Origin of the sequence: Bradyrhizobium sp. 1, from assembly GCF_023073315.1 — a bacterium.
Classification (GTDB): domain Bacteria; phylum Pseudomonadota; class Alphaproteobacteria; order Rhizobiales; family Xanthobacteraceae; genus Bradyrhizobium.
Genome location: NZ_JADPJH010000011.1, coordinates 538,001 through 562,076 on the forward strand (window position 1 = coordinate 538,001; position 24,076 = coordinate 562,076).

The following is a 24,076-nucleotide window of genomic DNA, read 5'->3' on the forward strand; positions in this document are numbered from 1 at the left end:
GAGGCCAGCCATTGCGCAACGCAATTCTGTCCTGCGTTGCCGCTCTCCCCGTTGAGCAACTCGAAAACTATCTCTAGTCTGGCCCTAACCAAGAACCAGGAGACGCGCCCCATGTCCGCTTCGCGCGACGACGAATTCGGCTTTGCACCCGACTACGACGCCCCCGTCCCCTATATGCAGCGCACGCGGGACTATTACGCCGCGATCGGCTACACGACGGCGTATCGCTGGGCGCATTACACCGAGGCGCCGTTCCAGCCGCTGAAGAAGCCGCTTTCGAAGTCGCGGGTGACGATCATCACCACAGCTGCGCCGTTCGATCCGACCAAGGGCGATCAGGGGCCGGGCGCGGCGTATAATGGCAGCGCGAAATTCTACCAGGTCTATGACGGCGACACGGCGAAGCAGCACGATCTGCGCATCTCGCATATCGGCTACGACCGCAAGCACACCACGGCGACCGACAACGGCACCTGGTTTCCGCTGCCGCAGCTTCTGAAGGCTTCGGCCGCCGGCCGCATTGGCGAAATCGCGCCGCGCTTCTTCGGCGCGCCGACCAACCGCAGCCATCGCGTCACGCTGGACACCGACGCGCCTGAGATTTTGGCGCGGGCCGTCGCCGACAAGGTCGATGTCGCCGTGCTGGTGCCGAACTGCCCGGTCTGCCACCAGACCACGGCGCTGGTGGCGCGGCATCTCGAGGCCAACGGCATTCCGACCGTGATCATGGGCTGCGCCAAGGACATCATCGAGCACGCCGCCGTGCCACGCTTTTTGTTCAGCGACTTCCCGCTCGGAAATTCCGCCGGCAAACCGCATGACGTAACCTCGCAGGCGCAGACGCTCGAGTTGGCGCTTCGGTTGCTCGAGACCGCGAGCGGCCCGCAGACGACGATGCAGTCGCCGCTGCGCTGGAGCGAGGACGCAGCCTGGAAGCTCGACTACAACAACGTCGCGCAGCTTTCGCCGGAAGAGCTGGCGCGCCGCCGCGCCGAATTCGACAAGCAGAAGGAGCTCGCGCGCGGCAATCGCGCCGCCTGACGTCCTCCGATAACCAAAAACAAAAGGGAGAGCGACGTGACGCGACCGTTCGAGGGCGTGAAGATTCTGGATTTTACGCAGGTGCTGGCCGGCCCCTATGCCAGCTACCAGCTCGCGCTGCTGGGCGCCGAAATCATCAAGGTCGAGCGGCGCGAGGGCGAGGACATGCGCCGCACGCCGCTCTCACGCGAATGGGCCGAACGTGGCCTCGCGCCGGCGTTCCAGGCCATCAACGGTAACAAGCGCAGCCTGACGCTCGATCTGCAAAAGCCTGATGCGATCGCGATCGTGAAGAAGCTTGCAGCCCAAGTCGACGTCGTCATGGAAAACTTTCGCCCCGGCGTGATGGACAAGCTCGGCATCGGTTATGAGGCGCTCTCCGCGATCAATCCGAAGCTGATCTATTGCGCGGTATCCGGCTTCGGCCAGACCGGTCCAGATCGTTTGCGACCCGGCTATGACGGCAAGATGCAGGCGCTGTCGGGCATCATGGCCATTACCGGCCACCCCGAGACCGGCCCGACCCGCGCAGGCTTTGCGGTGTGCGACGTGCTCTCGGGCGCTACGGCCGCGTTCGGCGTGTCGAGCGCGCTCTACCAGCGCGACCGCACCGGCAAGGGGCAGTTTGTCGATGTCTCCATGCTGGAGGCTACGATGGCGTTTCTTTCGGGGCAGATCGCGGACTGGTCGGTTGCGGGCCATCGCCAGCCGCTTTCGGGTAACCAGGCGGTAAGCCGCAGGACCACCGCGAATTTGTTCAGATGCGGCGACGGCCACATCCTGCTCGCCGTCAACAACGAAAAACAATATCGCGCGCTGATGTCCGCGCTCGGCCGCGAGGACACGCTGAGCGACCCGCGCTTTGCCGACTGGTTTTCGCGTAACGAGAACGAGCCGGCGCTGCGCGCCATCATCGAAGAGGCGCTCGCAGCAAAGCCTGCGCGCGAATGGGAGACGATCCTGGAAGACGCCGGCGCGCCCTGCGCCAGCATCTGGAAGGTCGAGGAGATCATTGATCATCCGCAGATCAAGGCGCGCGGCGCGATCCAGGAGCTGGATACGCCCTACGGCCGCCTGCGCTTTGCCGGCAGCGGCTTCAAGCTCGCCCATGGCAGCGGCCGGCTGGACCGGATGGCGCCGGAACTGGGCGCGGATACGGACGCGGTGCTGGGCGAGCTCGGGTTTGATGCCGCGGAGATCGCGGGGTTGAGGGCAAGGGAGATTGTGTGAAACTCCGCTGCCGTAGGGTGGGCAAAGCGAAGCGTGCCCACCATCGCGCATCGCGTAATAGGACAGATGGTGGGCACGGCGCGTTGCGCCTTTGCCCACCCTACGGCACTGTCGCCTAGAACAACGACCCCTGCCCGTCATCTGACGACCCGGCCGCCGCCTTCCGCACTGCCTTCTTCGGCTTCGACGCCTCCACCTCCGCCTCCATCTCTTCCACGCTGATCGGCAGCACGAGTTGCTCATCATCGTTGGCGACACGGTTGACGCGGGTGGAGACCGGGTGCCAGGCGAACTCGCCGATGCGCGGCGCGGCCATCAGCGGCAGGATCGCATCGACCTCGTCGCCCCTGATGTCGAGCCAGCGCTCGAAATCGCGCGGGCTGATGGTGACGGGCACGCGGTCATGGAGTGCGGCCAAATCCTCGCCCGCCGCCGCCGTGACGATCGCGACCGTGTCGAGCTCCTCGCCGTTCGGCCCGACCCAGGTCTCGAACACCGCAGCAAAGCCAAGCGGCTCGCCGTCGGCGCGGTGGATGAAGAACGGCTGCTTGCGACCGTCAACCGCCTTCCATTCGTAGTAGCCATCGGCCGGGATCAGGCCGCGCCGCCGGCGAATCGCGCGTTTGAACGCGGGCTTCTCCAGCACCGTCTCGGAGCGGGCGTTGATCAGCAGTGTAAATCCCTTGGGATCCTTCACCCAGCTCGGCAGCAGACCCCAGCGCATCAGACGGAAATGGCGGGCGCCGTTCTCGATCAGCACGACCGGAATCGGCTGCGTCGGGGCGACATTGTACCGGGACGGGAAATTCGGCTGCTCGATGTAGCCGAACAGTTGCCGTAAAGCCGCGGGGGCCGAAGTTATGACAAAGCGTCCACACATCCCTGATCGTCTATATAGGGTCCGTTCAGGTCCTTTTAACCCCGAACGTTAACACTGCGGCAGATGAGCTCAATGGCCTCCCAGCCGGCGCGAATGCATGGACAGACGGGACCCGAGGCCGCGGCCTGGGCCGAGCGGCTGCGCGTCGCCAACATCAACCCGCGAACCGGGCTTGCCACTGACTATCTCAACCATTTCAATGAAGCCGTGATGCTGCTGGAAATGGTCCCTGATATGCCCGAATGCGCGGAAGATTTTCTGACCTGGTCACCGCTGTCCTATGCCGAGCACTTCACCGCCTCGAACTTCAAGGCGCGCGATCTCGCCATCGAGGCCTATGAGAAGGCCGAGCCCAGCGTGCGCGCCCAGTTCGACCACCTTACCGACACCATGACTTCGATCCTGACCGCGGTCGGCTCGGCCATGCGCGAGGTCGAGAAGGACACGACCCGTGTCCGCCTCGCCGAGCAGGCCAGCCTCTGGGTCAAGCCGCTGATCGCGGCCTGCGGCGGCATCATCAATGGCGGTGCGGAAGCCGACATCGATACGATCATGGCGAATTGAGCCGTGGCCGGCCTCGTCCAGCCTACCCATCCCCAGCTTGCGGTCTCAGCCGCGATTTTCCGCGACGAAAAGGTGCTGCTGGTCCGCCGCGCCCGCTCGCCCGCAAAAGGGTTCTATTCGCTGCCGGGCGGCCGGGTCGAGTTCGGCGAATCGCTGCACCAGGCGCTGAGCCGCGAGGTCGACGAGGAGACCGGGCTCGAGATCGAGATCATCGGCCTTGCCGGCTGGCGCGAGGTGCTGCCGGCCGCGCCCGGCGCCGGCCATTATGTGATCATGTCCTTTGCCGCCCGCTGGATGGCCAGGGAGCCGGTCCTGAATGAGGAGCTCGACGATTACCGCTGGATCGCCCCGGACGCTCTCGCGAGCCTCGGCGACCTCAAGCTGACCGGGGGGCTGGAGGAGATCATCCAGTCCGCTCACCGGCTGATCGGACCCTGACGGCCCGCCTTGCGTCCACCGCCCCGAGGGGGCATACACCCCGCCGATGTCCACGCGATTTCTGGCCATTTTTGCCCTGATCCTCGCCTGCGCCTCCGCGCCCGCTCGGGCCCAGGACGTGGCAGCGCCGTTTGACGCCGATTTGCAGCGGCTGGCCGAGATCCTCGGCGGACTGCATTATCTGCGCGGCATCTGCGGGTCCAACGAAGGCAACAAATGGCGCAGCGAGATGCAGGCGCTGATCGATGCCGAAACCCCCGCCGGCGAACGCCGCACCCGCATGATCGCCGGCTTCAACCGCGGCTATAACGGTTTTCAGCAGACCTACCGGAGCTGCACGCCGGCGGCCACAGTCGCGATCCGCCGCTATATCGAAGAAGGCTCGAAGATCTCGCGCGATCTCACGGCGCGTTACGCGAACTGAGCTCTCTCCGTCATTCCGGGGCGCGCGCGGCGCGAACCCGGAATCCATTCATCCACCCACTCCGCGACCCGATGGATTCTCAGATGCGCAATTGCGCATCATAGCTCGCGCTTGCGCGCCCGGAATGACAGCACCGGGAACCCTGTCATCGTCTTTGTCCACCGCCATTAACCGTTCCTAAAGATGTGGCCTAGCGGTCGTTAATGCGCGTGCTACACGTCTTGCACAGCGCATCGCCGTGGATCGCGCCCCAGCCCTGATCGAGTTTCATGAGCCATCCAGTTTCCTACGCCCCCGAACGCGCGCCGCTGCCCGATCACGAGCAGAAGCAGGCCGCACTGAGCTATCTCAACGAGGCCTGGGCCGAAGCGCGCCATGAGGGCGTCGACGGCGACTGTCTGGCGCAGGCGAGCCTGTTTGCGGCGTTCGCTGAGCTCGTCGGCACCTATGGCGAGGATGCGGTGGCGAAATTCGTCGAGGGCTTTCCCGGCCGCATCCGCAACGGCGAATTCTCCGTCGACATTTCGAGGCAGTAAGCGCTTTTCGAAAATGACCCCGCCACATGGGCGGGGCCAGTCTACGGATGAATGACTTTGCGAATGTCGCCGCGAAGTCTGCCGTGGTCATCGCATGGAAGCCGTTTCCCAAGACCAAGCATTAGTCTCGCGAAGAGCGGGAGATGTTCCCGCCGCGATCGGGAATGCATTCCCCAGCCCACTACGGCTCGATCTTGAGCGTCGCTTTCATGTTGGGATGATAGCGGCAGTAATAATCGACCATGCCCGCTTTCTTCAAAACAAATGTCCCCGATTTCTTCGCCGGCAGGTTCACGTCGAAATCGCCGTTTTTGGCGGTCGCGGTGTGGGCGAAGACGTCGTTATTGATCCATGCGATGGTATCGCCGACCTTCGCGGACACCTCAGCCGGCGAGATCACGAGATTCTCCATCGTGATCTCTATCGTCGCGGCGTGCGCCGGGACGACCATCGCCGCGAAAACTAAGGCCATGGCGATCGAAGACAGCCGTCCCGGCATCATCGCCTCTCCCTATTTCAGCTCGGCCGCGACATGCTCGGCGTGCTGCTGATGGCCCTGAAAGATCTTCAGGCCGGTCTGCAACAGGCTCTTCAGCTCGGCATTGCTGGCGGACGGAATGAGCTGCGTCTCCAGCGCGCTGTTGACCGCCTTATGGTAGGCAACCTCGTTGGCGACGTAGGCCTTGTCGAAGGCCGCGCCGTCCAGCTTGTCGAGCTCAGCCAGCTTCTCGCTCGCCTGCTTCGACAGGGCCTTGCTGGTGTCGTTGTCTTCGGGCGTGACGTTCAGCTTCTTGACCAGCGCCAGCGCCTGCTTGTTGACCGCCTCGTGGTCGCGCAGCATGTCCTCGGCAAACGCCTTGACGTCCTTGTTCTTCGCCTTCTTCTGCGCCTGCTTGGCGGCGTTGATGTCGATCACGCCTGCGGTGTAGGCGATATGCGCAATCTGCGGATCGGTCGGTTTGGCGCCTTGCGCGAGCGCCGGGCTGGACAAAAGGGCGACTGCAGCGATCGCCGCGCTCCATCGGACGAACATGATTTGACACTCCTGTGGCGCCGGGCCTTTGCCGGCGCGTTGCTTGCACGGGAGTTGGATGGGAATTCCGGGCGAACGTTCCCAAAAATATTAAGCACCGACCCCAAGGCGCTTCAGTACGGTTTCCGTAAGACGCTCGCAGCGTTCGCCGGCAAACGGGAACGCGTCCATCACCACCGGACCGATCTTCTTCTCGACATTCTCCCGTAACATCGCGCGCGCCCGGTGCAGCCGGGTCTTCACGGTCTCGGGCTTGACGCCGAGCAGCCCCGCGGTTTCCTCCATCGTCATTCCCTCCATCACACGCGCGATGAAGACCATGCGGAAGGCGTCCGGCAATTCATCGACCGCATGCTCGACGACACGTTGAATCTCACGTTGGGCCATGGACTTTTCCGGATCGCTTGATGCTGACGACAGAGGAAACCGGATGATCTGAGCTTCGAGCGCGGCTTCCGCCAACGTATCCAATTCGACGTTTGGCTTCCGGCTTCTCACCCGACCGAGCGCTTCGTTGATCGCAATGCGCGACAGCCACGTCGAGAGGCCGGATTCGCCACGAAAGCCGTCGAGATGCGTGAAGGCGCGCACATAGGTCTCCTGCACCACATCCTCGGCCTCGCTGTCGTTGCGCAGGATGCCACGGGCGAGCCGATAAAGCCTGCGGTTGTTGGCCTGCATGATGGCGCGCAGCGCCGCCTCGTCGCGGGCCTGGGCACGGCGGACCAATTCGGCCTCCGGCGAGCCGGCGTCCACGGTCCGGAATGTTGCAGTGCGATGGATGGCAGTCACGGGCGTCTCCTGCATTTGGGACATTGGATGCACATCCGCCGAGAACGTTCCCGAAAAAGAACCTTTAATCCGTCTCGATCGGCAACGCTGGATCCCGCGCCCACTCGCCCATCGAAGCATCGTACAGCGTCAGCTTGTCGTAGCCGAGCTGCGTTAGCAGCAACAAATCAATCGTCGCCGAGATGCCGCCGCCGCAATAGCAGACCACAGTCTTGTCGCGCGTGACGCCTGCCGCGGCGAATTTGGCTTCGGCATCGGCAAGGCTCGTCAGCGTCTTGTCGGCATTGGTGAGCGTTGCAGCTGGTACGTTGACGCTGCCGGGAACGCGGCCGGGCCGGCCGTAGCGGCTCGGCTCGAGGCCGCGATGAAATTGCGGTCCGAGGGCGTTGACGATCACGGTCGAGGGATCGCCGATCCGCGCCTTCACGGCGGTCTTGTCGACAAAGAAGCCCGCGCGCGGCGAGGCCCTGAAGGTCGTCGCTGGATAGCCCTTCGGCGCGCCCGTCTCGACCGGCCGCCCCTCTTCCTTCCACTTGTCGAAGCCGCCGTCGAGCACCTGCGCATCGACGCCGAGCGAGCGCAGCATCCACCAGAACCGTGTCGACCACATCATCGTGCCGATGCTGTAGAGCACGATGGTCTTGGACGCGTCAGCGCCGTGGCGGCCGAACGCGGCTTCCAGCTGGGCGACATCGGGCATCATGAAGAACTGCTGCGCCGAGGTGTCGGAGAACTCGCCTTGCAGATCGAGGAAATCGGCGCCGGGGATGTGGCCAGCCGCGAAGGTCTTGTCGCCGGGGACCGCGCGATACGGCACGTCGCTGCCTGATGGCACCGGCTCGTTGTAGGTGGTGCAGTCGCAGAGGCGGAGGTTGGGATCGCCGAGGCGGGCTGCGAGTTGCTCGGTGGTGATGAGGGGTTCGGTCATGGACTACTCTCCCTGTCGAGGGATTTTAGCTCTCTCCCCTCGTCATTGCGAGCGCAGCGAAGCAATCCAGACTGGCGCCGCGGTTGGATTCTGGATTGCTTCGCTGCGCTCGCAATGACGGGGATGGTGCGCTCGTTCGCCGACCGAATGCACCTTACTGCTTCAGCGTCTCCAGAAACCGCACCGGTTCGCCCTGCGAGGCCGTCACCAATTCGCCCTGCCACATCACGCGGCGACCGCGGAGGAAGGTGCCGACGGGCCAACCCGTGACGCGGACGCCGTCATAGGGCGTCCAGCCAGCTTTGGACGCCACCCATTTGTTGGTGATGGTCTCGCTGCGCTTCAAGTCGACGACAGTGAAGTCCGCGTCGTAGCCGGCGGCGATGCGGCCCTTGCAGGCCATGTTGTAGAGGCGCGCGGGACCGGCGCTGGTGAGATCGACAAACCTTGCCAGCGACAGGCGCCCCGCATTGACGTGGTCGAGCATCAGCGGCACCAGCGTCTGCACGCCGGTCATGCCCGAGGGCGAGGCCGGATAGGTCTTCTGCTTCTCTTCCAGCGTGTGCGGAGCATGATCGGAGCCGAGCACGTCGATGATGCCCTGCTCGATGCCGCGCCAGATTCCGGCACGGTGATCGGCGCCGCGCACCGGCGGGTTCATCTGCGCGAGCGTGCCGAGCCGCTCATAGCATTCGGGCGCGACCAGGGTGAGATGATGCGGAGTCGCCTCGCAGGAGGCGACGTCCTTGTGGTCGCGCAAAAATTCGATCTCTTCCTTGGTCGAGATGTGCAGCACGTGGATGCGCTTGCCGGTCTCGTGCGCGAGCTTGACCAGGCGCTGCGTCGCCATCAGCGCCGCGGTCTCGTCGCGCCAGACCGGATGCGAGCGCGTGTCGCCCTCGATGCGCAGCGACTTGCGCTCGTTGAGGCGATATTCGTCCTCGGCGTGGAAGGCGGCGCGGCGGCGGATCACCTGGAAGATGCGGCGCAGGCTTTCGTCGTCCTCCACCAGCAGCGCGCCGGTGGATGAACCGATGAACACCTTCACACCCGCGCAGCCCGGCGCGCGCTCCAACACCGGAAGATCCTGCACGTTCTCGCGGGTGCCGCCGATGAAGAAGGCGAAATCACAATGCATGCGGTGATGGGCGCGCTTCACCTTGTCGGTGAAGGTAGCCTCGGTCACGGTGAGGGGCGAGGTGTTCGGCATCTCGAACACGGCGGTGACGCCGCCCATCACGGCGCTGCGCGAGCCGGTCTCGAGGTCTTCCTTCTGCTCCAGCCCGGGCTCGCGGAAATGCACCTGCGTGTCCATCACGCCGGGCAGGACGTGCAGGCCCTTGCAGTCGATCATTTCGGCAGCGGAAGCCTGCGACAGCGGGCCCAGTTCGGCGATGCGACCGTTGGTGATGCCGACATCGCGAATACCCTCGCCGTCCTGGTTGACGACGGTGCCGCCTTTGAGGATCACATCGAAGCGCTGGGTCATGGCTGGAGGCCTCTCTCATCCCCAAGCGCGGGGCTTGAGGTCTTGTCGTTTATGCCTTGCGGGCTTACGTTCCGGAGCAACATGTCGCAAGAGATTTTCACATGAAATCAGCGTTTCTTCCCGACCGGGGCGTGATCAAGGTCGCGGGCGAGGATGCGCGCAACTTCCTCAACGGCCTCATCACGACCGATCTCGACAAGCTCAAGCCGGGCCTGGGGCGATTCGGCGCGCTGCTGACGCCGCAGGGCAAGATCATCGTGGATTTCCTGATCACGGAGGCGCCCGCGGGCCATGGCGGCGGGTTCCTGATCGACTGCCCCAAGGCGCTGGCCGAAGGCCTCGCCACCAAGCTGAAATTCTACAAGCTGCGCGCCAAGGTCACTGTGGAAAACCTGTCCGATAATCTCGGCGTGCTCGCGGCCTGGGACGGCGCGCTTGCCGCGCAACCCGACCTCACCTTCGCCGATCCGCGCAATGGCGAGCTCGGCTATCGCATCCTGATCCCCGAAGATCTCAAGCAGAAGCTGTCCGACCTGATCGGCGCCGAGCTGGTCGATGCGGCCGCCTATGAGGCGCATCGGATTGCGCTGGGCGTGCCGCGCGGCGGGCTCGATTTCATGTACAGCGATGCGTTCCCGCACGAGACCAACATGGACCGTCTCGCCGGCGTCGATTTCGACAAGGGCTGCTATGTCGGCCAGGAGGTCGTCTCGCGCATGCAGCATCGCGGCACCGCGCGCACCCGCAGCGTCAAGGTGCTGCTCGATGACCTCTCGCCCGAGGCCGGCGTCAGTGTTATGGCCGGCGACAAATCCGTCGGCACGATGGGCTCGTCGGCGCAAGGCAAGGGCATCGCGCTGGTGCGCATCGACCGCGTCGCAGACGCACTCGATGCCGGCCAGCCGCTCACCGCTGGCGGCCTCGCTCTCACGCTCGCCGAACCCGAAGTCGTCCGCATCCCCTTGAAGCAACCCACCACATGAGCCGAGCCCCTCGCCTGCATCCCGACGGAAAGACCCGCTGCCCCTGGCCCGGCGAAGATCCGGTCTATGTGGCCTATCACGACACCGAATGGGGCGTGCCTGAGTATGACGACCGCGCGCTCTATGAAAAGCTGATCCTCGACGGTTTCCAGGCCGGCCTGTCCTGGATCACGATCCTGCGCAAGCGCGACAATTTCCGCAAAGCGTTTGACGATTTCCAGCCGGAGAAAATCGCGCGCTACAACGAGAAGAAAGTGCACGCGTTGATGAATGATGCCGGCATCGTGCGCAACAAGGCCAAGATCGACGGCGCGATTTTGAGCGCGAAGTCGTATCTGGACATCATGGAGAAGGGCCCCGGCTTCTCAAAACTGCTGTGGGACTTCATGGACGGAAGGCCCAAGGTCAACAATTTCAAGACCACCGCGAGCGTGCCGGCCTCGACGCCCTTGTCGGCGCAGATATCAAAGGACCTGTCGTCACGCGGCTTCAAATTCGTCGGACCGACCATCGTCTACGCCTTCATGGAGGCGACCGGCATGGTCAACGACCATCTCGTCGACTGCCATTGCCACGCGAGCTGCGGCAAGTCGCAGCGCAAGCCGCGCCTCAAGACCAAATGACGGCGAAGAAGACTGCACGCGACGTCGCCTCCCGCGCCTGGCAGCGCATGCTGTCGGGACGGCGGCTCGATCTGCTCGATCCCTCGCCACTCGATGTCGAGATCGCCGACATCGCGCATGGTCTGGCGCGCGTCGCGCGCTGGAACGGGCAGACGACCGGCGCGCATATCTTCTCGGTCGCACAGCACACGCTTTTGGTGGAGACCGTGATGCGGCACGAGAACCCGCGCGTCGATGAGCGCATGCGGCTCGCGGCCCTGCTGCACGATGCGCCCGAATATGTCATTGGCGACATGATCTCGCCGTTCAAGGCGGTGCTCGACGGCCATTACAAGGCGGTCGAGAAGCGCCTGCTCGGCGCCATCCACATCCGCTTCGGCCTGCCGCCGGCGCTGCCCGACGAGATCACGCTGGCCATCAAGGCCGCCGATCGCGGCGCGGCCTATCTGGAGGCGACCGCGCTTGCCGGCTTCAGCGATGCCGAGGCCAAGCGCCTGTTCGGCAGGGATCCCGGCCTCTCCGACAGCGTCCGGCGCGACTACCTCACGCCCTGGACGGCCGCGCGGGCCGAGAAGCAATTTCTGGAGCGGTTCGGCGCGGTGTTTGCGTAGGTCGCGGGTGGGCAAAGGCGCGCTTGCGCCGTGCCCACCATCTTCCCGCGAGTGCGACAAAAGTGGTGGGCACGCTTCCGCCTTCGCTCTTCGAGGTACGGCGGACATGTCGCTTTGCCACCCTACCGGCACCGGCTATAATCAAGAAAAAGGTCCGCCATGATCCACGTCTGTTCCCTCGCCGCCCTTCCCGAAACCGTCCGCCTCACCGGAGCCAGCCATGTGCTGACCGTGATGGCCAATGTCGAGCAGGTCGCACGTCCGGTGTCGGTGCTGCCGGCCAACCATCTCAAGGTGTCGATGGACGACATCACCGAGGAGATGGACGGTTTTGTCGCGCCGTCCGAAGGGCATGTCGAGCAGGTGCTCAATTTCGTGCGCGGCTGGGATCGCGCCGCGCCGCTGGTGGTGCATTGCTATGCCGGCATCAGCCGCTCCACCGCGAGCGCGTTCGCCGCCGTCTGTGCGCTCAATCCGGAGCGCGACGAAATCGAGATCGCGAAAAAGATCCGGGCGGCCTCGCCGATCGCATCACCGAACCGGCGCATCGTCGGCCTTGCCGACCGCGCATTGGCGCGCAACGGCCGCATGTTGCGCGCGCTCGACGAGATGGGCCCGGGCGCGATGATGGTCGAGGGCCGCCCCTTCGTGATCGAGCTCGAATGACAGCTGCGATTATCATCGCATGAGCGACAAGCTGCTGACCCCGATCGAGATCGGCCTGACCGCCGCGATCGTCGCGATCGAGGATCATGAGCCGCTGATCCTGACCGCGCGCGGCAGCGACGGGCTGGCCGGCCTGCCGTTCGGTCCGTTCGATGCGCCGAGCCATCGCACCTTCGAGATCGGCCTGCGCGCCTGGGTCGAGGCACAGGCAGGCCTGCGGCTTGGCTATGTCGAGCAGCTCTATACGTTTGGCGATCGCGGCCGTCACGCGGAGGCCCGCGACACCGGCGCGCATATGGTGTCGATCGGATATCTCGCACTGACGCGCGCCGTCGGTGGCGAGCTCGCGGCGACAGGCGCGAGCTTCGAGCCTTGGTATCGCTTCCTGCCCTGGGAAGACTGGCGCGAGGAGCCGCCCGCGATCATCGCGCGCGACATCATTCCGGCATTGAACAAATGGGCCGAAGAGGAAACGCCGGAGACCACGCGCGCGCTGCCGCGCAAGGATCGCGTGCGGTTCTATTTCGGCCTCGACGGCGCGCCCTGGGACGAGGAGCGCGTGCTCGACCGCTACGAGCTGCTCTACGAGGCCGGACTGATCGAGGAAGCCAGGCGCGACGGCCGTCCTGCGGCACTGGCGCGCAAGACGCCTCCCGCGCTCGGCACCTCGATGCGCTTCGACCATCGGCGGATTCTCGCCACGGGAATCGCGCGGCTGCGCGCAAAACTGAAGTATCGTCCTGTGGTGTTTGAACTTTTGCCCGCCGAGTTCACACTCACTGAGTTGCAGTACACGGTGGAGGCGATCTCCGGCCGGCACCTGCACAAACAAAATTTCCGCCGCCTGGTCGAAACCGAAGCCCTGGTCGAACCGACCGGGGTGATGTCGACACAGACGGGCGGACGCCCGGCGGCGCTCTACCGCTTCCGCCGCGACGTGCTCCAGGAGCGGCCCGCGCCGGGCTTGCGCGTACGCTCCCGGCGCTAGACCTTAGAATTTCGCGACCGGCCCCTGCCCGCCGGTTGCCTGGAGGCTTCATGTTCGACGGCCCGTTTGACGTCTTTGCGCTGATCATCGCGATCATCGCCATCCTGATCGCGATCAAGGCGTCCAGTCAGGCCGCCGAGCTGCGCCGCCGGCTGAGCTCGCTCGAAGAAATGTTTTACGCGCTGCGGAGGCTGCAGCCGCCGCCTCCGATGCCCGCACAGGTGCGGGTTGAAGCGCCCGCGCCGACAGCAGCCGCAGAACCGCCACCGCTCGCTCCCGAAACCGAGCCGACGCCGCCTCCCCTCGTCACCGAAGCTGCTTCGCCGCCGCCGCTCGCGGCGAGCATCGCGGCCGATGCACCGCCGCCCCTGCCCGCGCCTGCAACTGATTTGAGAGAACCCGGCTTCGAGGAGCGGCTTGGCACGCGCTGGGTGGTGTGGATCGGCGGCCTAGCGCTGGCGCTCGGCGGCTTCTTCATGGTGCGCTATTCGATCGAGGCCGGCCTCATCGGCCCCGGCGTGCGCGTGTTCCTCGGCGGCCTGTTCGCAGCCGCGCTGCTCGGCGCCGGCGAATGGTCACGGCGCAAGGAAAGCATCTCCAACATCGCCGCGCTGCCGATCGCCAACATCCCCGCGATCCTCACGGCAGCCGGCACGGCGGTCGCGTTTGCGACCATCTATGCGGCCTATGCGCTCTACGGCTTTCTCGTGCCTGCGACGGCCTTCGTATTGCTCGGCATCGTCGCGATGGGCACGCTGGCGGCTGCGCTGCTGCACGGACCCGCGCTCGCGGGCCTCGGCGTGGTCGGCGCCTTCGTGACGCCGGTCCTCGTCTCCAGCGGCAGGCCGGATTATTGGGCGCTCTACATTTATCTGGCCGTCGTCACCGCCGCGAGCTTTGGCCTTGCGCGCATCCGGCTGTGGCGCTGGCTTGCGGTGACCACCATCGCCCTTGCCTTGCTCTGGGTCTTCCCGGGCCTCGACACCGGCGACTTGCAGGTTGCGCCGCACGCCTTCCATGTCATCGCAGGTTTTGTGCTCGCCGCGCTGCTGGTCGTCTGCGGCTTCATGTTCGGGCCTACGATCGACGACGGCGAGATCGAGCCGGTGTCGTCAAGCTCGCTCGGCGCCTATCTGTTCGGCGCGATGCTGATCGTGCTGTCGAGCGCGCATGCGGACCTTTCGCTGATCGCCTTCACCCTCCTCGTCGGCGCAACGCTGTTTGTCGCCTGGCGTGCGCCGTCCGCCACGGGTGCGCTTGGCGCCGCCGCTGCGAGCGTCTTCATCGTGTTCGCCGAATGGGCGGTCCTCGCCAACCCTGACATGCTGGTGCTGCCGGGCGGGCCGATGCCAGGCGTCGGACCGGTCGCGACCGACGGCTCCGTGACGCTGCATCTGCTGACGGCCGCGATCTTCGCCGCCGGCTTCGGCATCGCGGGCTTTTTCGCGCAGGGCCGGTCGAATTCTGCGATCATTCCGGTCGTGTGGTCGGCCGCGGCGGTTGCTACCCCAATCGCGATCCTCGTTGCGCTCTACGCGCGCATCGCCCATCTCGACCGCTCGATCCCGTTCGCGATCCTCGCGGTGCTGCTTGCCGCAGCCTTTGGCGCCGCGACCGAGGCCCTCTCGCGCCGCGAAGATCGGCCGGGCGCTCCGACCTCCATCGCCCTGTTCGCCACCGGCACGCTCGGAGCACTGGCGCTGGCGCTGACCTTTGCTCTGGAAAAGGGCTGGCTCACCATCGCCCTGGCGCTGATGTCGCTCGGCACCGCCTGGATCTCGTTGCAGCGGCCAATTCCGGTCCTGCGGCGGCTCGCGGCTATCTTTGCCGCAATCGTCACTGCGCGCATCGCCTATGATCCGCGCATCGTCGGCGATGCCGTCGGCACCACGCCGATTCTGAACTGGCTGCTGTGGGGCTACGGCCTGCCCGCGGCCTCGTTCTGGGCGGCGAGTATTTTCCTGCGCCGCCGTGGCGACGACGCGCCGCTCCGCACAGTCGAGGCCGCCGCGATCCTGTTCACGGCCCTGTTCTCCTTCATGGAGATCCGTCATTTTGCGACCGGCGGCAACATGACGGACGCGCCCTCGCTGCTCGAATGCGCGCTTCAGGTCTGCATCGCGCTTGCCATGGCAATCGGGTTGGAGCGTTTGAGGCTGCGTAGCCGCAGTGTCGTGCACAATGTCGGCGCGGTGGTGCTCACGGCGATCGCCGGCCTCATCAGCGTATTCGGCCTCTTCGTCCTGGAGAACCCGCTGATCTGGCGCGTCGATGTCGGCGGCGCCGTGTTCAACCTGCTGCTGCTCGGTTACGCGCTGCCGGCGGTGCTGTTGCTGCTGCTCTCTTATGCGGTGGTCGGTCAGCGCGGCAAGGTCTACGCCAACACGATCGCGGGCGCCGCACTGCTGTTCGCGCTTTCCTATGTCACGCTGGAGATCCGCCGCTTCTATCACGGCCCGATCCTCTCCACCGGCGAGACGACGGGCGCCGAGCAATATACCTATTCGATCGGCTGGCTCGGCTTCGGTGTGGTGCTGCTCGGCATCGGCATCCTCTTCAACTCGGAGCGGGCGCGGCTGGCATCCGCTGCGGTGATCGCGCTGACGATCCTCAAGGCCTTCGTGATCGACATGTCGACACTGACAGGCGTCTACCGCGCGCTGTCGTTCATGTGCCTCGGTATCGTGCTGGTCGCGATCGGCTGGCTCTATCAGCGCATCCTGTTCCGGCGGCAGGTCGCGCCGCCGCCGGCTCCGCAGACAGGCAGTTGAGGATCAGGCCGCGCGGACCGAATCCAGGAACTGCGCGACCTCGACCTTGAGGCGCGTGCTGTCGGTCGCGAGCGATTTCGCCGCCGACAACACCTCGCCCGAGGCTTCGCCGGTCTCGATCGCACCGCGCTGCACGTCGGTGATGTTCGACGAGACCTCCTGCGTGCCGACGGAAGCCTGCTGGACGTTGCGCGAAATCTCCTGCGTCGCCGCGCCCTGCTGCTCGACGGCGGCGGCGATCGCCGCGGATACTTCCGACAGCCGCTCGATGGTGCCGCTGATCTCCTGGATGGCGCTGACGGATTCCCCGGTCGCGGCTTGAATTCCAGCGACCTGCGCCCCGATCTCGCCGGTCGCCTTCGCGGTCTGCTCGGCCAGCGCCTTGACCTCGGAGGCGACCACGGCGAAGCCGCGACCGGCTTCACCCGCGCGCGCCGCCTCGATGGTCGCGTTCAGCGCCAGCAAATTGGTCTGGCCCGCGATGGTGTTGATGAGTTCGACGACGTCGCCGATGCGGGAGGCCGCCAGCGACAAAGCATTGACGCGCTCGTTGGTCCGCCCCGCCTGCTCGACGGCTTCCGCGGCCATTCGCGCCGAATCCTGCACGCGGCGGCTGATCTCGGTGATCGAGGACGACAGCTCCTCCGAAGCCGAAGCGACGGCCTGCACGTTGGTGGAGGCTTCCTCGGACGCTGCTGCGACGACGGTGGCAAGCTCCTGCCCGCGCTGCGCCGTATTGGTCAGCGTGGTCGCGGACGCCTCGAGCTCGGTGGACGCAGCAGAGACGGTCCCGACGACTTCGCCGATCATCGCCTCGAATTTGCGGGTGATGGCATCGACGCGGCGGCCGCGCTCGATCTTGGCTTCGGCGTCGGCCGCGGCGGCTTCGTCGGCAGCCTTCTTCGCGATCAGCGCCTGCTTGAAGATCTGGAGCGCATCCGCCATCGAACCGATCTCGGTCTTTTCGCCGCGATGCGGCACCTCGGCCGAGAGGTCGCCCTCGCCAAGCGACTGCATCGGACCGATGATTGAAGCGATACCACGCGAGACGTCGCGCACGAGATAATAGGCCGCGCCGATCGCGATCACGACCGAGAGCACGATGATGCCGACCAGCACGCGGAAGATCATGGCGTAGCTGTCGGCCGCCTGCTTCGTCTCCAGCTCGGCGCCGCGGTTGTTCATCTCGATGCCCTTCTGGAGCAGCGGATCGGCAGCCTGGGCCATCTTGGCAACCTTGGTCTGCAGCAACTCGTTGGCGTCGGTCGGGAACTTGCCGGGACTCTTGCGCGACAGCGCCATCACGTCCTGCACGCCGTTCAGATACTCGGCCCAGGCCTTGGTCCATTGCTGGTAGAGCGAGCGCTCCTCGGCGGAGGTCATCAGCAGCTCGTAGACCTTGCGGGTCTGGTCGATGCGACCCTGCAGCGAAGCGAGGCGCTTCTCGGCGGCCTCCTTGCCTTCAGGCGTGTCCTGCATCAGGTGCAGTCGGAGCGCGACGCGCAGCTCATTGATGTCGGCGCGCAGCGAGCCGAGCGCGCGCACGCTCGGTAGCCAGCTCTCCGCGATCTCGACGGTATGCGAATTGATGTTCTGCATGGTGCCGATCGCCGTCACGCCGACGCCGGCGAGCGAGAGCACGAGGACCGACAGCACGGTCAGAAGCTTGAAGACGATCGACAACTTCGACATCACGACAAATCCCGATGATACCTGGCGACGCACAATCCACCTGCGCCGCAATCGTCACGACGGACGACAGGGCGGGGTCATTCCAACAATGATGGCTGGTTCTTATCCGGTAAGATTGCGCTCATAGTTGCAAACAGGCGTTAACAGGAACCTACGTGAAACTACGGATTCGCTGTCGCCGCGATCTTATCTTCTGCAACCACGTGTTGCATTGCAGCGAACATCGCGCGCCGGCGCACCACCGCACCGCATCTCACGCCGCGCGCACCGACTCCAGGAAGCGGGCGACTTCACTCTTCAGCCGGTTGCTCTCTTGCGACAGCGATTGCGCCGCCGAATGCACCTGTGCTGACGCGGCCCCGGTTTCGCCGGCACCGCGCTGGACGTCGCCGACATTGGCGGAGACTTCAGAGGTGCCGTGCGCGGCGTGCTGGATGTTGCGGGAGATTTCCTGGGTCGCTGCGCCCTGCTCCTCCACTGCGGCAGCGATGGCCGACGAAATCTCCGACATCCGCGCGATGGTGTCGCCGATCTCCTTGATCGCCCCGACGGAGTCTTCCGTCGCGGTCTGGATCGCGCCGATATGCTGGCTGATCTCGCCCGTGGCTCTCGCGGTCTGCTCGGCGAGCGCCTTCACCTCGCTCGCGACCACGGCAAAGCCTCTGCCGGCCTCGCCCGCCCGCGCCGCCTCGATCGTGGCATTCAGCGCCAGGAGATTGGTTTGGCTTGCAATCGTGTTGATCAACTCGACCACATCGCCGATGCGGCCTGCCGCCTTCGTCAGCTCGCCGACGCGCGCATTGGTGCGCTGCGCCTGTCCGACCGCGACGTCGGCGACGCGCGCCGATTCCTGCACCTGGCGGCTGATCTCGGAGATCGATGAGGTCATCTCCTCGCTCGCCGAGGACACCGATTGCACGTTGGCGGACGCCTCCTCCGAGGCAGCCGCCACGGCGGTCGCAAGCCCGTTGCCGCGCTCGGCGGCCTGCGTCAGCGTATTGGAGGAGGCCTCGAGCTCGGTTGCCGCCGACGACACGGTTTCGATGATCTCGCCGACGGCGCCTTCGAACGTGTTTGCGAGAAGCTGCATGTCGGCCTTGCGCTGCTCGCGCCCGCGCGCGTCCGCTTCGGTCTGCTCGACGCGCAGCCGTTCGGCCTCTGCCATGCTGGTCCTAAACACCTCGACCGCACCGGCCATCTCGCCGATCTCGTCCTTTCGTCCGATCCCGGGAACGGAAATCGAGAGCTCGCCGCGCGCGAGCCGCGTCATGGCGCCGATCATGTCGCCGAGCGCCTTCGAGATCGAGCGCCCCAAAAGGAAGCCGACCACGGCCAGCACGACGACGGTGACGCCAAAGGCAACGACCATCCACAGACGCACCGCCTCGCGCGTTGCGGCTTCAGCGTCGTCAGCCTGCTTGTACGCGGCATCGACGGCGGTCCGGACCTCGACCATGACAGGCTCGATCTCGCGGAAGGTCTTCGCCATGCTGGCGTCGAGGGCCGCACTCTGCTGCGCGGCTTCGGCCCAGGCCGCGAACTCGGACTGGTATTTCCGGAGCTTGGCCGTGATGTCGTTCATCACCGCCTCTGAGACTGCAACGACCTCGATCGCCTTGGAGAATTCGACCCCGGCCTTCTTCACCTCGGCAATGTATTTTGGATCGCGCCGCAGCATGAAGTCCTTCTCGTGCCGGCGCATCATCAGCATCCAGGTCGTCGACCTGGGATCGTCGATCTCCTTCAGCTTGGATTCGATGTCGTGCACCGCACCGCGAAGCGAGCCGGACAGGCCGAGCGTCTCGTTCAACCCGAGCCTGGTCTCGGCCGCCACCAGCGCGCCGAAATCCGACGCGTAACGCTTGAAGCCCTCCTGGGCCTGCTTCATCCTGTCGGACAGCGCACTCATGCCGCCGGCCGTCATGAACCGCTGCACCTCGTCGAAATCGCGGTTGATCGGCCCAATCAGCTCGGCATTCGCCCTGGCGTAGTTCTCGGTCCGGCGCTGCTGAAAATTCTTCTCGTTGCGGCGGGCCTCCAGCATCTCGATCGAGAGCTGCTTGTCGAGATCTGCGATGGTCCGGGCGCGGTTGGCAACGGCGCGGGACGCATCCTGGGAGAGACTGCCGACCTCGTAAATCGCGCCGAAGGCGACGAGGCCCAACAGTCCGAACAGTCCGATCGCCATGACCTTATGGGTGAGACGAATGGAAAGACCACTCATTGAATGTGCTCCAACAGGCTTGATACGCAATACAGGGAGGGCGGCAAGGCACCCGGAATATTGCGGGATCATGACTGCGTCGGTTTTCCGGAAGGTTAACCGTGCAGCCCTTCGCACCGCACTATTCGCCGCCAACGCGTGCGAGCCGCCGCGCGTCCTCACGCGGCGGTTGCAACAGGCTAACGATAGATGAGGACCGCCGCCGTCAGGCCGCCCGCACCGTGTCGAGGAACTTGCCGACCTCGAGCTTGAGGCGGTTGCTGTCGCCGGACAGCGACTGCGCCGCCACCAGCACCTGCGAGGACGCCGAACCGGTCTCGCCCGCTCCGCGCTGCACGTCGGTGATGTTGGACGACACCTGATGGGTCCCTTCCGCCGCCTGTTGCACATTGCGGGAGATCTCCTGCGTCGCTGCGCCCTGCTCCTCCACGGCCGCCGCGATGGTGGACGATATCTCCGACAGCTTTTCAATGGTGTCGCTGATCGCGCTGATGGCGCTGACCGAGTCCTGCGTCGCGGCCTGGATGCCCGATATCTGCTGACCGATCTCGCCGGTCGCCTTGGCAGTCTGCTCGGCGAGCGCCTTCACCTCGGAGGCGACCACGGCAAACCCACGGCCGGCCTCGCCGGCACGCGCCGCCTCAATCGTGGCGTTGAGCGCCAACAGGTTGGTCTGGCCGGCGATGGTGTTGATCAGCTCGACCACGTCGCCGATCCTGGCCGCCGCCTTGGACAATTCGCCGACACGATCCGTCGTGGTGCGGGCCTGGCTCACTGCCTCGCTCGCGACGCGAGCGGACTCCTGCACCTGGCGGCTGATCTCGGTGATCGAGGACGACAGCTCCTCGGTGGCTGATGCCACGGACTGTACGTTGGTGGAGGCTTCTTCGGAGGCCGCAGCCACCATCGTCGTCAATTCCTGTGCACGCTCCGCCGTCGAGGTCAGCGTTGACGCCGAAGCCTCGAGCTCTGTCGCGGCGGAGGACACGGTATCGACGATCTCGCCCACGGCCGCTTCGAAGCCGTTGGCGAGCTTGTGCATCTCGGCCTTGCGTTGCGCGGCGGCGGCCTGGTCCTGCCTGGTCTTGGCCTCGGCCTCCGAGCGCACCTTCTGCTCGGACACGATCTTGAATTTTTCGACGGCCGCAGCGACGCCGCCGACTTCGTCCTTGCGGCCGAGCCCGGGCAGCACCACGGAGAAATCGCCGCCGGCAAGCTTGTCCATGGCGATTGTCAGCGCGCGGATCGGCCGCGCGATGGTCAGGAAGGACATGAGCCACGAACCGATCAGGACGAGCGTGGCGAATGCGCCGACAACTATCCCGATCTGCTCGCTCGACGCCATCTCCTGCCGAGAACGACCGATCTCCTCTTCACTCCTGTGTTTGGCGAACTCGGCGATCTGGCCCGCAACAGCGTCCATTTCAATCGCTGTCGGTAGTGTGACTTCGCGCGAGATGCGCGCGCTCTCTTCGGTGAGCTTGGCGACGCGGCTGACGTCCGCGCCCGTCGCCGCGACGATCTCGCCGCGGAAAGACGCGAGTTGTTGCGCGCCCTTCAAATAATCGACGGAGAGGCTCTTGAGCTTTTCCATGCGGGCGCGGTTCTCCGCAGATTGGGACAGCTTGAGCATTTCATCCGCCACGCTGCCCAGCGACTTCGATCGCTCGACAAGAGCGTCGTTCGCCTTTTGCAGTTCACCTGGATTGTTGGCGAGACGGATGTCCCGGACACTGAGCTGCATGCCGCGCAGCCCGAGCTTGGCTTCGACGGCATCCCGTGCCAGTTCCTGCTGAACGAGTGCGGCCTGGCTGGAATGACGCACATTGCCGTTGCCGACAAACTGGCTTGCGTTCATGGCGAGGACCAGGACGATACAGAGCGCCGACGTTATCGCCAGCTTGGTACCGATCGGCAAATTCCGGACAAGGTTAGACATGGGCATGTTCCCGAAAATGCGCGGCCAAATCATTGTCGGCCGCCTTCGGCGTTGATCGCCCTTGCCTAAAAAATGAGCGCCTCCCATTCCGATTTGGTTAACAGTGAGACCCGGAGAAATACCGGCTCGGATCTGTGGCGCACCGTGAAAAGCAGCACCGATTGCGCGCTTAACAAGTTAAGCACACCCAGGGATGGGAATTACGCCTTGCAGCGTCGCAAGACGCCCGGACGCGGCCGCCTCGCTGCAATGCGGTCGCAGGATCGATCTACCGGAAAGTGCGCAGTCACGCCGCGCGTACGGTCTCGAGAAACTTCCCGACCTCGAGCTTGAGACGGTTGCTGTCGCCCGACAGCATCTGCGCGGCGGACAGCACCTGTGAGGACGCCGAGCCGGTCTCGCTTGCACCGCGCTGCACGTCCGTGATGTTGGACGAGACCTGCTGGGTGCCGTGTGCGGCCTGCGCCACGTTGCGGGAGATTTCCTGCGTTGCCGCGCCCTGCTCTTCAACCGCCGCTGCGATCGTCGAGGAGATCTCGGAGAGTTTCACGATGGTGTCGCTGATGTCCCTGATGGCGCCGACCGATTCCTGCGTCGCGGCCTGGATGCCGGAAATCTGCTGGCCGATCTCGCCGGTCGCCTTCGCTGTCTGCTCGGCGAGCGCCTTGACCTCGGAGGCGACCACCGCAAAGCCCTTGCCGGCTTCGCCGGCGCGCGCGGCCTCGATCGTGGCGTTGAGCGCCAGCAAATTGGTCTGGCCCGCGATGGTGTTGATCAGCTCGACGACGTCACCGATGCGCGTCGCCGCCTTGGACAATTCGCTGACGCGCTCGGTCGTGGTACGGGCCTGACCGACGGCCTCACTCGCTACGCGCGCGGATTCCTGGACCTGCCGGCTGATCTCCGTGATGGAGGACGACAGCTCTTCCGTTGCCGACGCCACCGACTGCACGTTGGTGGACGCCTCCTCCGAGGCTGCCGCAACCACGGTAGTGAGCTGTTGGGTGCGCTCGGCCGTCGATGTCAGCGTGGTGGCGGATGCTTCGAGCTCGGTCGAGGCCAAAGACACCGTGCCGACGATCTCGCCGACGGCGCCTTCAAATCTGTCGGCGAGCTTGCGCATCTCGGACTTGCGCTGCTCGGATGCGATCTGGTCCTGCCGCGCCTTGGCTTCCGCTTCCTGGCGGGCCTTCTGTTCGGACACGACCTTGAATTTCTCGACGGCGCCGGCGACCTCGCCGACCTCGTCCTTGCGGCCAAGGCCGGGCAGCACCACGGAGAAGTCGCCGCCGGCAAGCTTCTCCATCGCCACCGTCAGCGCGCGCATGGGCCGCGCAATGCTGAAGACTGAGAAGATGCACGCGCCGATCAGGACCAGCGCGACCAGCATGCCGGTGATGAACGACGTACGCGCAACCGAAGCAACCTCTGCGTCCGCTTCCGCACGGGTCTCGACACTTCTCTGCTTGGCAAAGTTGGTGATCTCGTTGGTCAGTTCCGAGATCTCTTCGTTGATCGGTGCAAGCGTCCCCTTGCGGATACGGTCGACCTCGGCCACCAGCTTCGTGAATTGCGCGGCCGCTTCGCCGTCCTTCTTGCCGTCGAGCGCGAGCTCTTGCTTGCGGATCGCCTGGATCAGTTCCTGTCCCTTGCCGAAATCGCCGATCAGCACGGTCAGCCGGTCGATCCGCTTCCGGTTCTCCGGCGACCGCGAGAGCTTGGCCATTTCACCTGCGAACTTCAGGGCCGCCGTCTGGCGATCGCCAAAATAGGTGACGGCTTTCTGCATCTCGGCCGGCGACGCGGAGGTCAGAATATCGCGAATGCCGATCTGCATCCCACGGACCGAGGCCTTCGCCTCCGCGGCGTTTTGCGCGATCGTCTGCTGTCCCGATGCGCCGTTGCTGAGCTTCTGGACCTCGGTGCCTCCGCTCATCTGGAGAAAGATCATCAGCGCGACGAGGGCGATGGTCAGCGCGGAGGTGATGGCGAGTTTGGTGCCAATCCGCAGATTCTGAATGAACGACATTGAGCTCTTCCCGAAATAACGCACTGCCGCGCCGGAGCGCGTAAACATGCTGGAAAGGCTAATCGACAGGTTACCCATTAACGTTAAGTGCGGGCCCCGAACCTTGGGTAGAAGTACGGAAAACGCTGCTCAAGTTGGCGGACTTCCACACTTTTCGCGCGAAGCGAAATGACGCTTCGCGAATTTGCATGCGTC

Annotated in this window: 22 protein-coding genes; 12 read left to right on the forward strand and 10 right to left on the reverse strand. The window is 65.0% G+C overall.

Going from position 1 to position 24,076, the window contains the following annotated elements; translation table 11 throughout:
* The first annotated feature begins 111 nt into the window (after positions 1 to 111).
* Both IVB29_RS07870 and IVB29_RS07875 read left to right on the forward strand, forming a co-directional pair.
* Entirely contained in the window at positions 112 to 1,041 is a 930-nt protein-coding gene (locus tag IVB29_RS07870) for a glycine/sarcosine/betaine reductase selenoprotein B family protein (protein ID WP_247502822.1), read from the forward strand.
* Between the two features lie 36 nt (positions 1,042 to 1,077).
* On the forward strand, positions 1,078 to 2,271 hold the full coding sequence (locus IVB29_RS07875; RefSeq protein WP_247502823.1) for a CoA transferase: 1,194 nt from the start codon (positions 1,078 to 1,080) through the stop codon (positions 2,269 to 2,271).
* Between the two features lie 115 nt (positions 2,272 to 2,386).
* Here IVB29_RS07875 and IVB29_RS07880 read toward each other — a convergent pair whose 3' ends face one another.
* Positions 2,387 to 3,151, reverse strand: coding sequence for an SOS response-associated peptidase (locus tag IVB29_RS07880; protein WP_247502824.1), 765 nt, complete (start codon positions 3,149 to 3,151; stop codon positions 2,387 to 2,389).
* Between the two features lie 63 nt (positions 3,152 to 3,214).
* On the opposite strand from IVB29_RS07880, the gene IVB29_RS07885 reads away from it, so the two are divergent.
* The 4 genes from IVB29_RS07885 to IVB29_RS07900 all read left to right on the forward strand — a co-directional run bounded on the left by IVB29_RS07885 (position 3,215) and on the right by IVB29_RS07900 (position 5,113).
* A complete protein-coding gene (locus IVB29_RS07885; protein ID WP_247502825.1) occupies positions 3,215 to 3,715 on the forward strand; it encodes a hypothetical protein in 501 nt (166 codons plus the stop codon).
* 3 nt (positions 3,716 to 3,718) lie between these two features.
* Positions 3,719 to 4,153, forward strand: coding sequence for an NUDIX hydrolase (locus IVB29_RS07890; RefSeq protein WP_247502826.1), 435 nt, complete (start codon positions 3,719 to 3,721; stop codon positions 4,151 to 4,153).
* A gap of 46 nt (positions 4,154 to 4,199) precedes the next feature.
* Positions 4,200 to 4,577, forward strand: a complete 378-nt coding sequence (locus IVB29_RS07895) for a TIGR02301 family protein (protein WP_247502827.1) — start codon at positions 4,200 to 4,202, stop codon at positions 4,575 to 4,577.
* Positions 4,578 to 4,846: 269 nt separating this feature from the next.
* Positions 4,847 to 5,113 (forward strand): hypothetical protein, encoded by a 267-nt coding sequence (locus tag IVB29_RS07900; protein ID WP_247502828.1) that lies wholly within the window; start codon positions 4,847 to 4,849, stop codon positions 5,111 to 5,113.
* Between the two features lie 181 nt (positions 5,114 to 5,294).
* Here the strand turns inward: IVB29_RS07900 and IVB29_RS07905 are convergent, their stop codons facing one another.
* The 5 genes from IVB29_RS07905 to IVB29_RS07925 all read right to left on the reverse strand — a co-directional run bounded on the left by IVB29_RS07905 (position 5,295) and on the right by IVB29_RS07925 (position 9,355).
* Positions 5,295 to 5,615, reverse strand: a complete 321-nt coding sequence (locus IVB29_RS07905; RefSeq protein ID WP_247502829.1) for a cupredoxin family copper-binding protein — start codon at positions 5,613 to 5,615, stop codon at positions 5,295 to 5,297.
* Positions 5,616 to 5,624: 9 nt separating this feature from the next.
* Complete coding sequence (locus IVB29_RS07910) at positions 5,625 to 6,146, reverse strand: DUF4142 domain-containing protein (RefSeq protein ID WP_247502830.1); 522 nt, start codon at positions 6,144 to 6,146, stop codon at positions 5,625 to 5,627.
* A 90-nt stretch (positions 6,147 to 6,236) separates the two neighbouring features.
* On the reverse strand, positions 6,237 to 6,953 hold the full coding sequence (locus IVB29_RS07915) for an RNA polymerase sigma factor (RefSeq protein WP_247502969.1): 717 nt from the start codon (positions 6,951 to 6,953) through the stop codon (positions 6,237 to 6,239).
* Positions 6,954 to 7,002: 49 nt separating this feature from the next.
* A complete protein-coding gene (locus IVB29_RS07920) occupies positions 7,003 to 7,866 on the reverse strand; it encodes a sulfurtransferase (protein WP_247502831.1) in 864 nt (287 codons plus the stop codon).
* Between the two features lie 154 nt (positions 7,867 to 8,020).
* Positions 8,021 to 9,355, reverse strand: coding sequence for a dihydroorotase (locus IVB29_RS07925; RefSeq protein ID WP_247502832.1), 1,335 nt, complete (start codon positions 9,353 to 9,355; stop codon positions 8,021 to 8,023).
* Between the two features lie 101 nt (positions 9,356 to 9,456).
* Between IVB29_RS07925 and IVB29_RS07930 the strand changes: the two genes are divergently transcribed.
* From IVB29_RS07930 to IVB29_RS07955, 6 genes are all read left to right on the forward strand, one after another.
* Entirely contained in the window at positions 9,457 to 10,338 is an 882-nt protein-coding gene (locus IVB29_RS07930) for a folate-binding protein (protein ID WP_247502833.1), read from the forward strand.
* Positions 10,335 to 10,961 (forward strand): DNA-3-methyladenine glycosylase I, encoded by a 627-nt coding sequence (locus IVB29_RS07935; RefSeq protein ID WP_247502834.1) that lies wholly within the window; start codon positions 10,335 to 10,337, stop codon positions 10,959 to 10,961. The genes IVB29_RS07930 and IVB29_RS07935 overlap by 4 nt, the downstream gene beginning before the upstream one ends.
* On the forward strand, positions 10,958 to 11,572 hold the full coding sequence (locus tag IVB29_RS07940; protein WP_247502835.1) for an HD family hydrolase: 615 nt from the start codon (positions 10,958 to 10,960) through the stop codon (positions 11,570 to 11,572). Before IVB29_RS07935 ends, IVB29_RS07940 begins: the two co-directional genes overlap by 4 nt.
* Before the next feature lie 159 nt (positions 11,573 to 11,731).
* Positions 11,732 to 12,238, forward strand: coding sequence for a protein-tyrosine phosphatase family protein (locus tag IVB29_RS07945; RefSeq protein WP_247502836.1), 507 nt, complete (start codon positions 11,732 to 11,734; stop codon positions 12,236 to 12,238).
* Between the two features lie 19 nt (positions 12,239 to 12,257).
* Positions 12,258 to 13,226 carry an NAD regulator gene (locus IVB29_RS07950; protein WP_247502837.1) on the forward strand — a complete coding sequence of 323 codons (969 nt, stop codon included), beginning with the start codon at positions 12,258 to 12,260 and terminating at the stop codon, positions 13,224 to 13,226.
* A gap of 50 nt (positions 13,227 to 13,276) precedes the next feature.
* The gene (locus tag IVB29_RS07955; RefSeq protein WP_247502838.1) at positions 13,277 to 15,997 is read left to right on the forward strand and encodes a DUF2339 domain-containing protein; all 2,721 of its coding nucleotides are present in this window, start codon (positions 13,277 to 13,279) and stop codon (positions 15,995 to 15,997) included.
* A gap of 3 nt (positions 15,998 to 16,000) precedes the next feature.
* Here the strand turns inward: IVB29_RS07955 and IVB29_RS07960 are convergent, their stop codons facing one another.
* From IVB29_RS07960 to IVB29_RS07975, 4 genes are all read right to left on the reverse strand, one after another.
* Positions 16,001 to 17,689, reverse strand: coding sequence for a methyl-accepting chemotaxis protein (locus IVB29_RS07960; protein ID WP_247502839.1), 1,689 nt, complete (start codon positions 17,687 to 17,689; stop codon positions 16,001 to 16,003).
* 253 nt (positions 17,690 to 17,942) lie between these two features.
* A complete protein-coding gene (locus IVB29_RS07965; RefSeq protein WP_247502840.1) occupies positions 17,943 to 19,913 on the reverse strand; it encodes a HAMP domain-containing methyl-accepting chemotaxis protein in 1,971 nt (656 codons plus the stop codon).
* A gap of 205 nt (positions 19,914 to 20,118) precedes the next feature.
* Positions 20,119 to 21,852, reverse strand: coding sequence for a methyl-accepting chemotaxis protein (locus IVB29_RS07970; RefSeq protein WP_247502841.1), 1,734 nt, complete (start codon positions 21,850 to 21,852; stop codon positions 20,119 to 20,121).
* A gap of 286 nt (positions 21,853 to 22,138) precedes the next feature.
* On the reverse strand, positions 22,139 to 23,881 hold the full coding sequence (locus IVB29_RS07975) for a methyl-accepting chemotaxis protein (protein WP_247502842.1): 1,743 nt from the start codon (positions 23,879 to 23,881) through the stop codon (positions 22,139 to 22,141).
* Positions 23,882 to 24,076 lie beyond the last annotated feature (195 nt).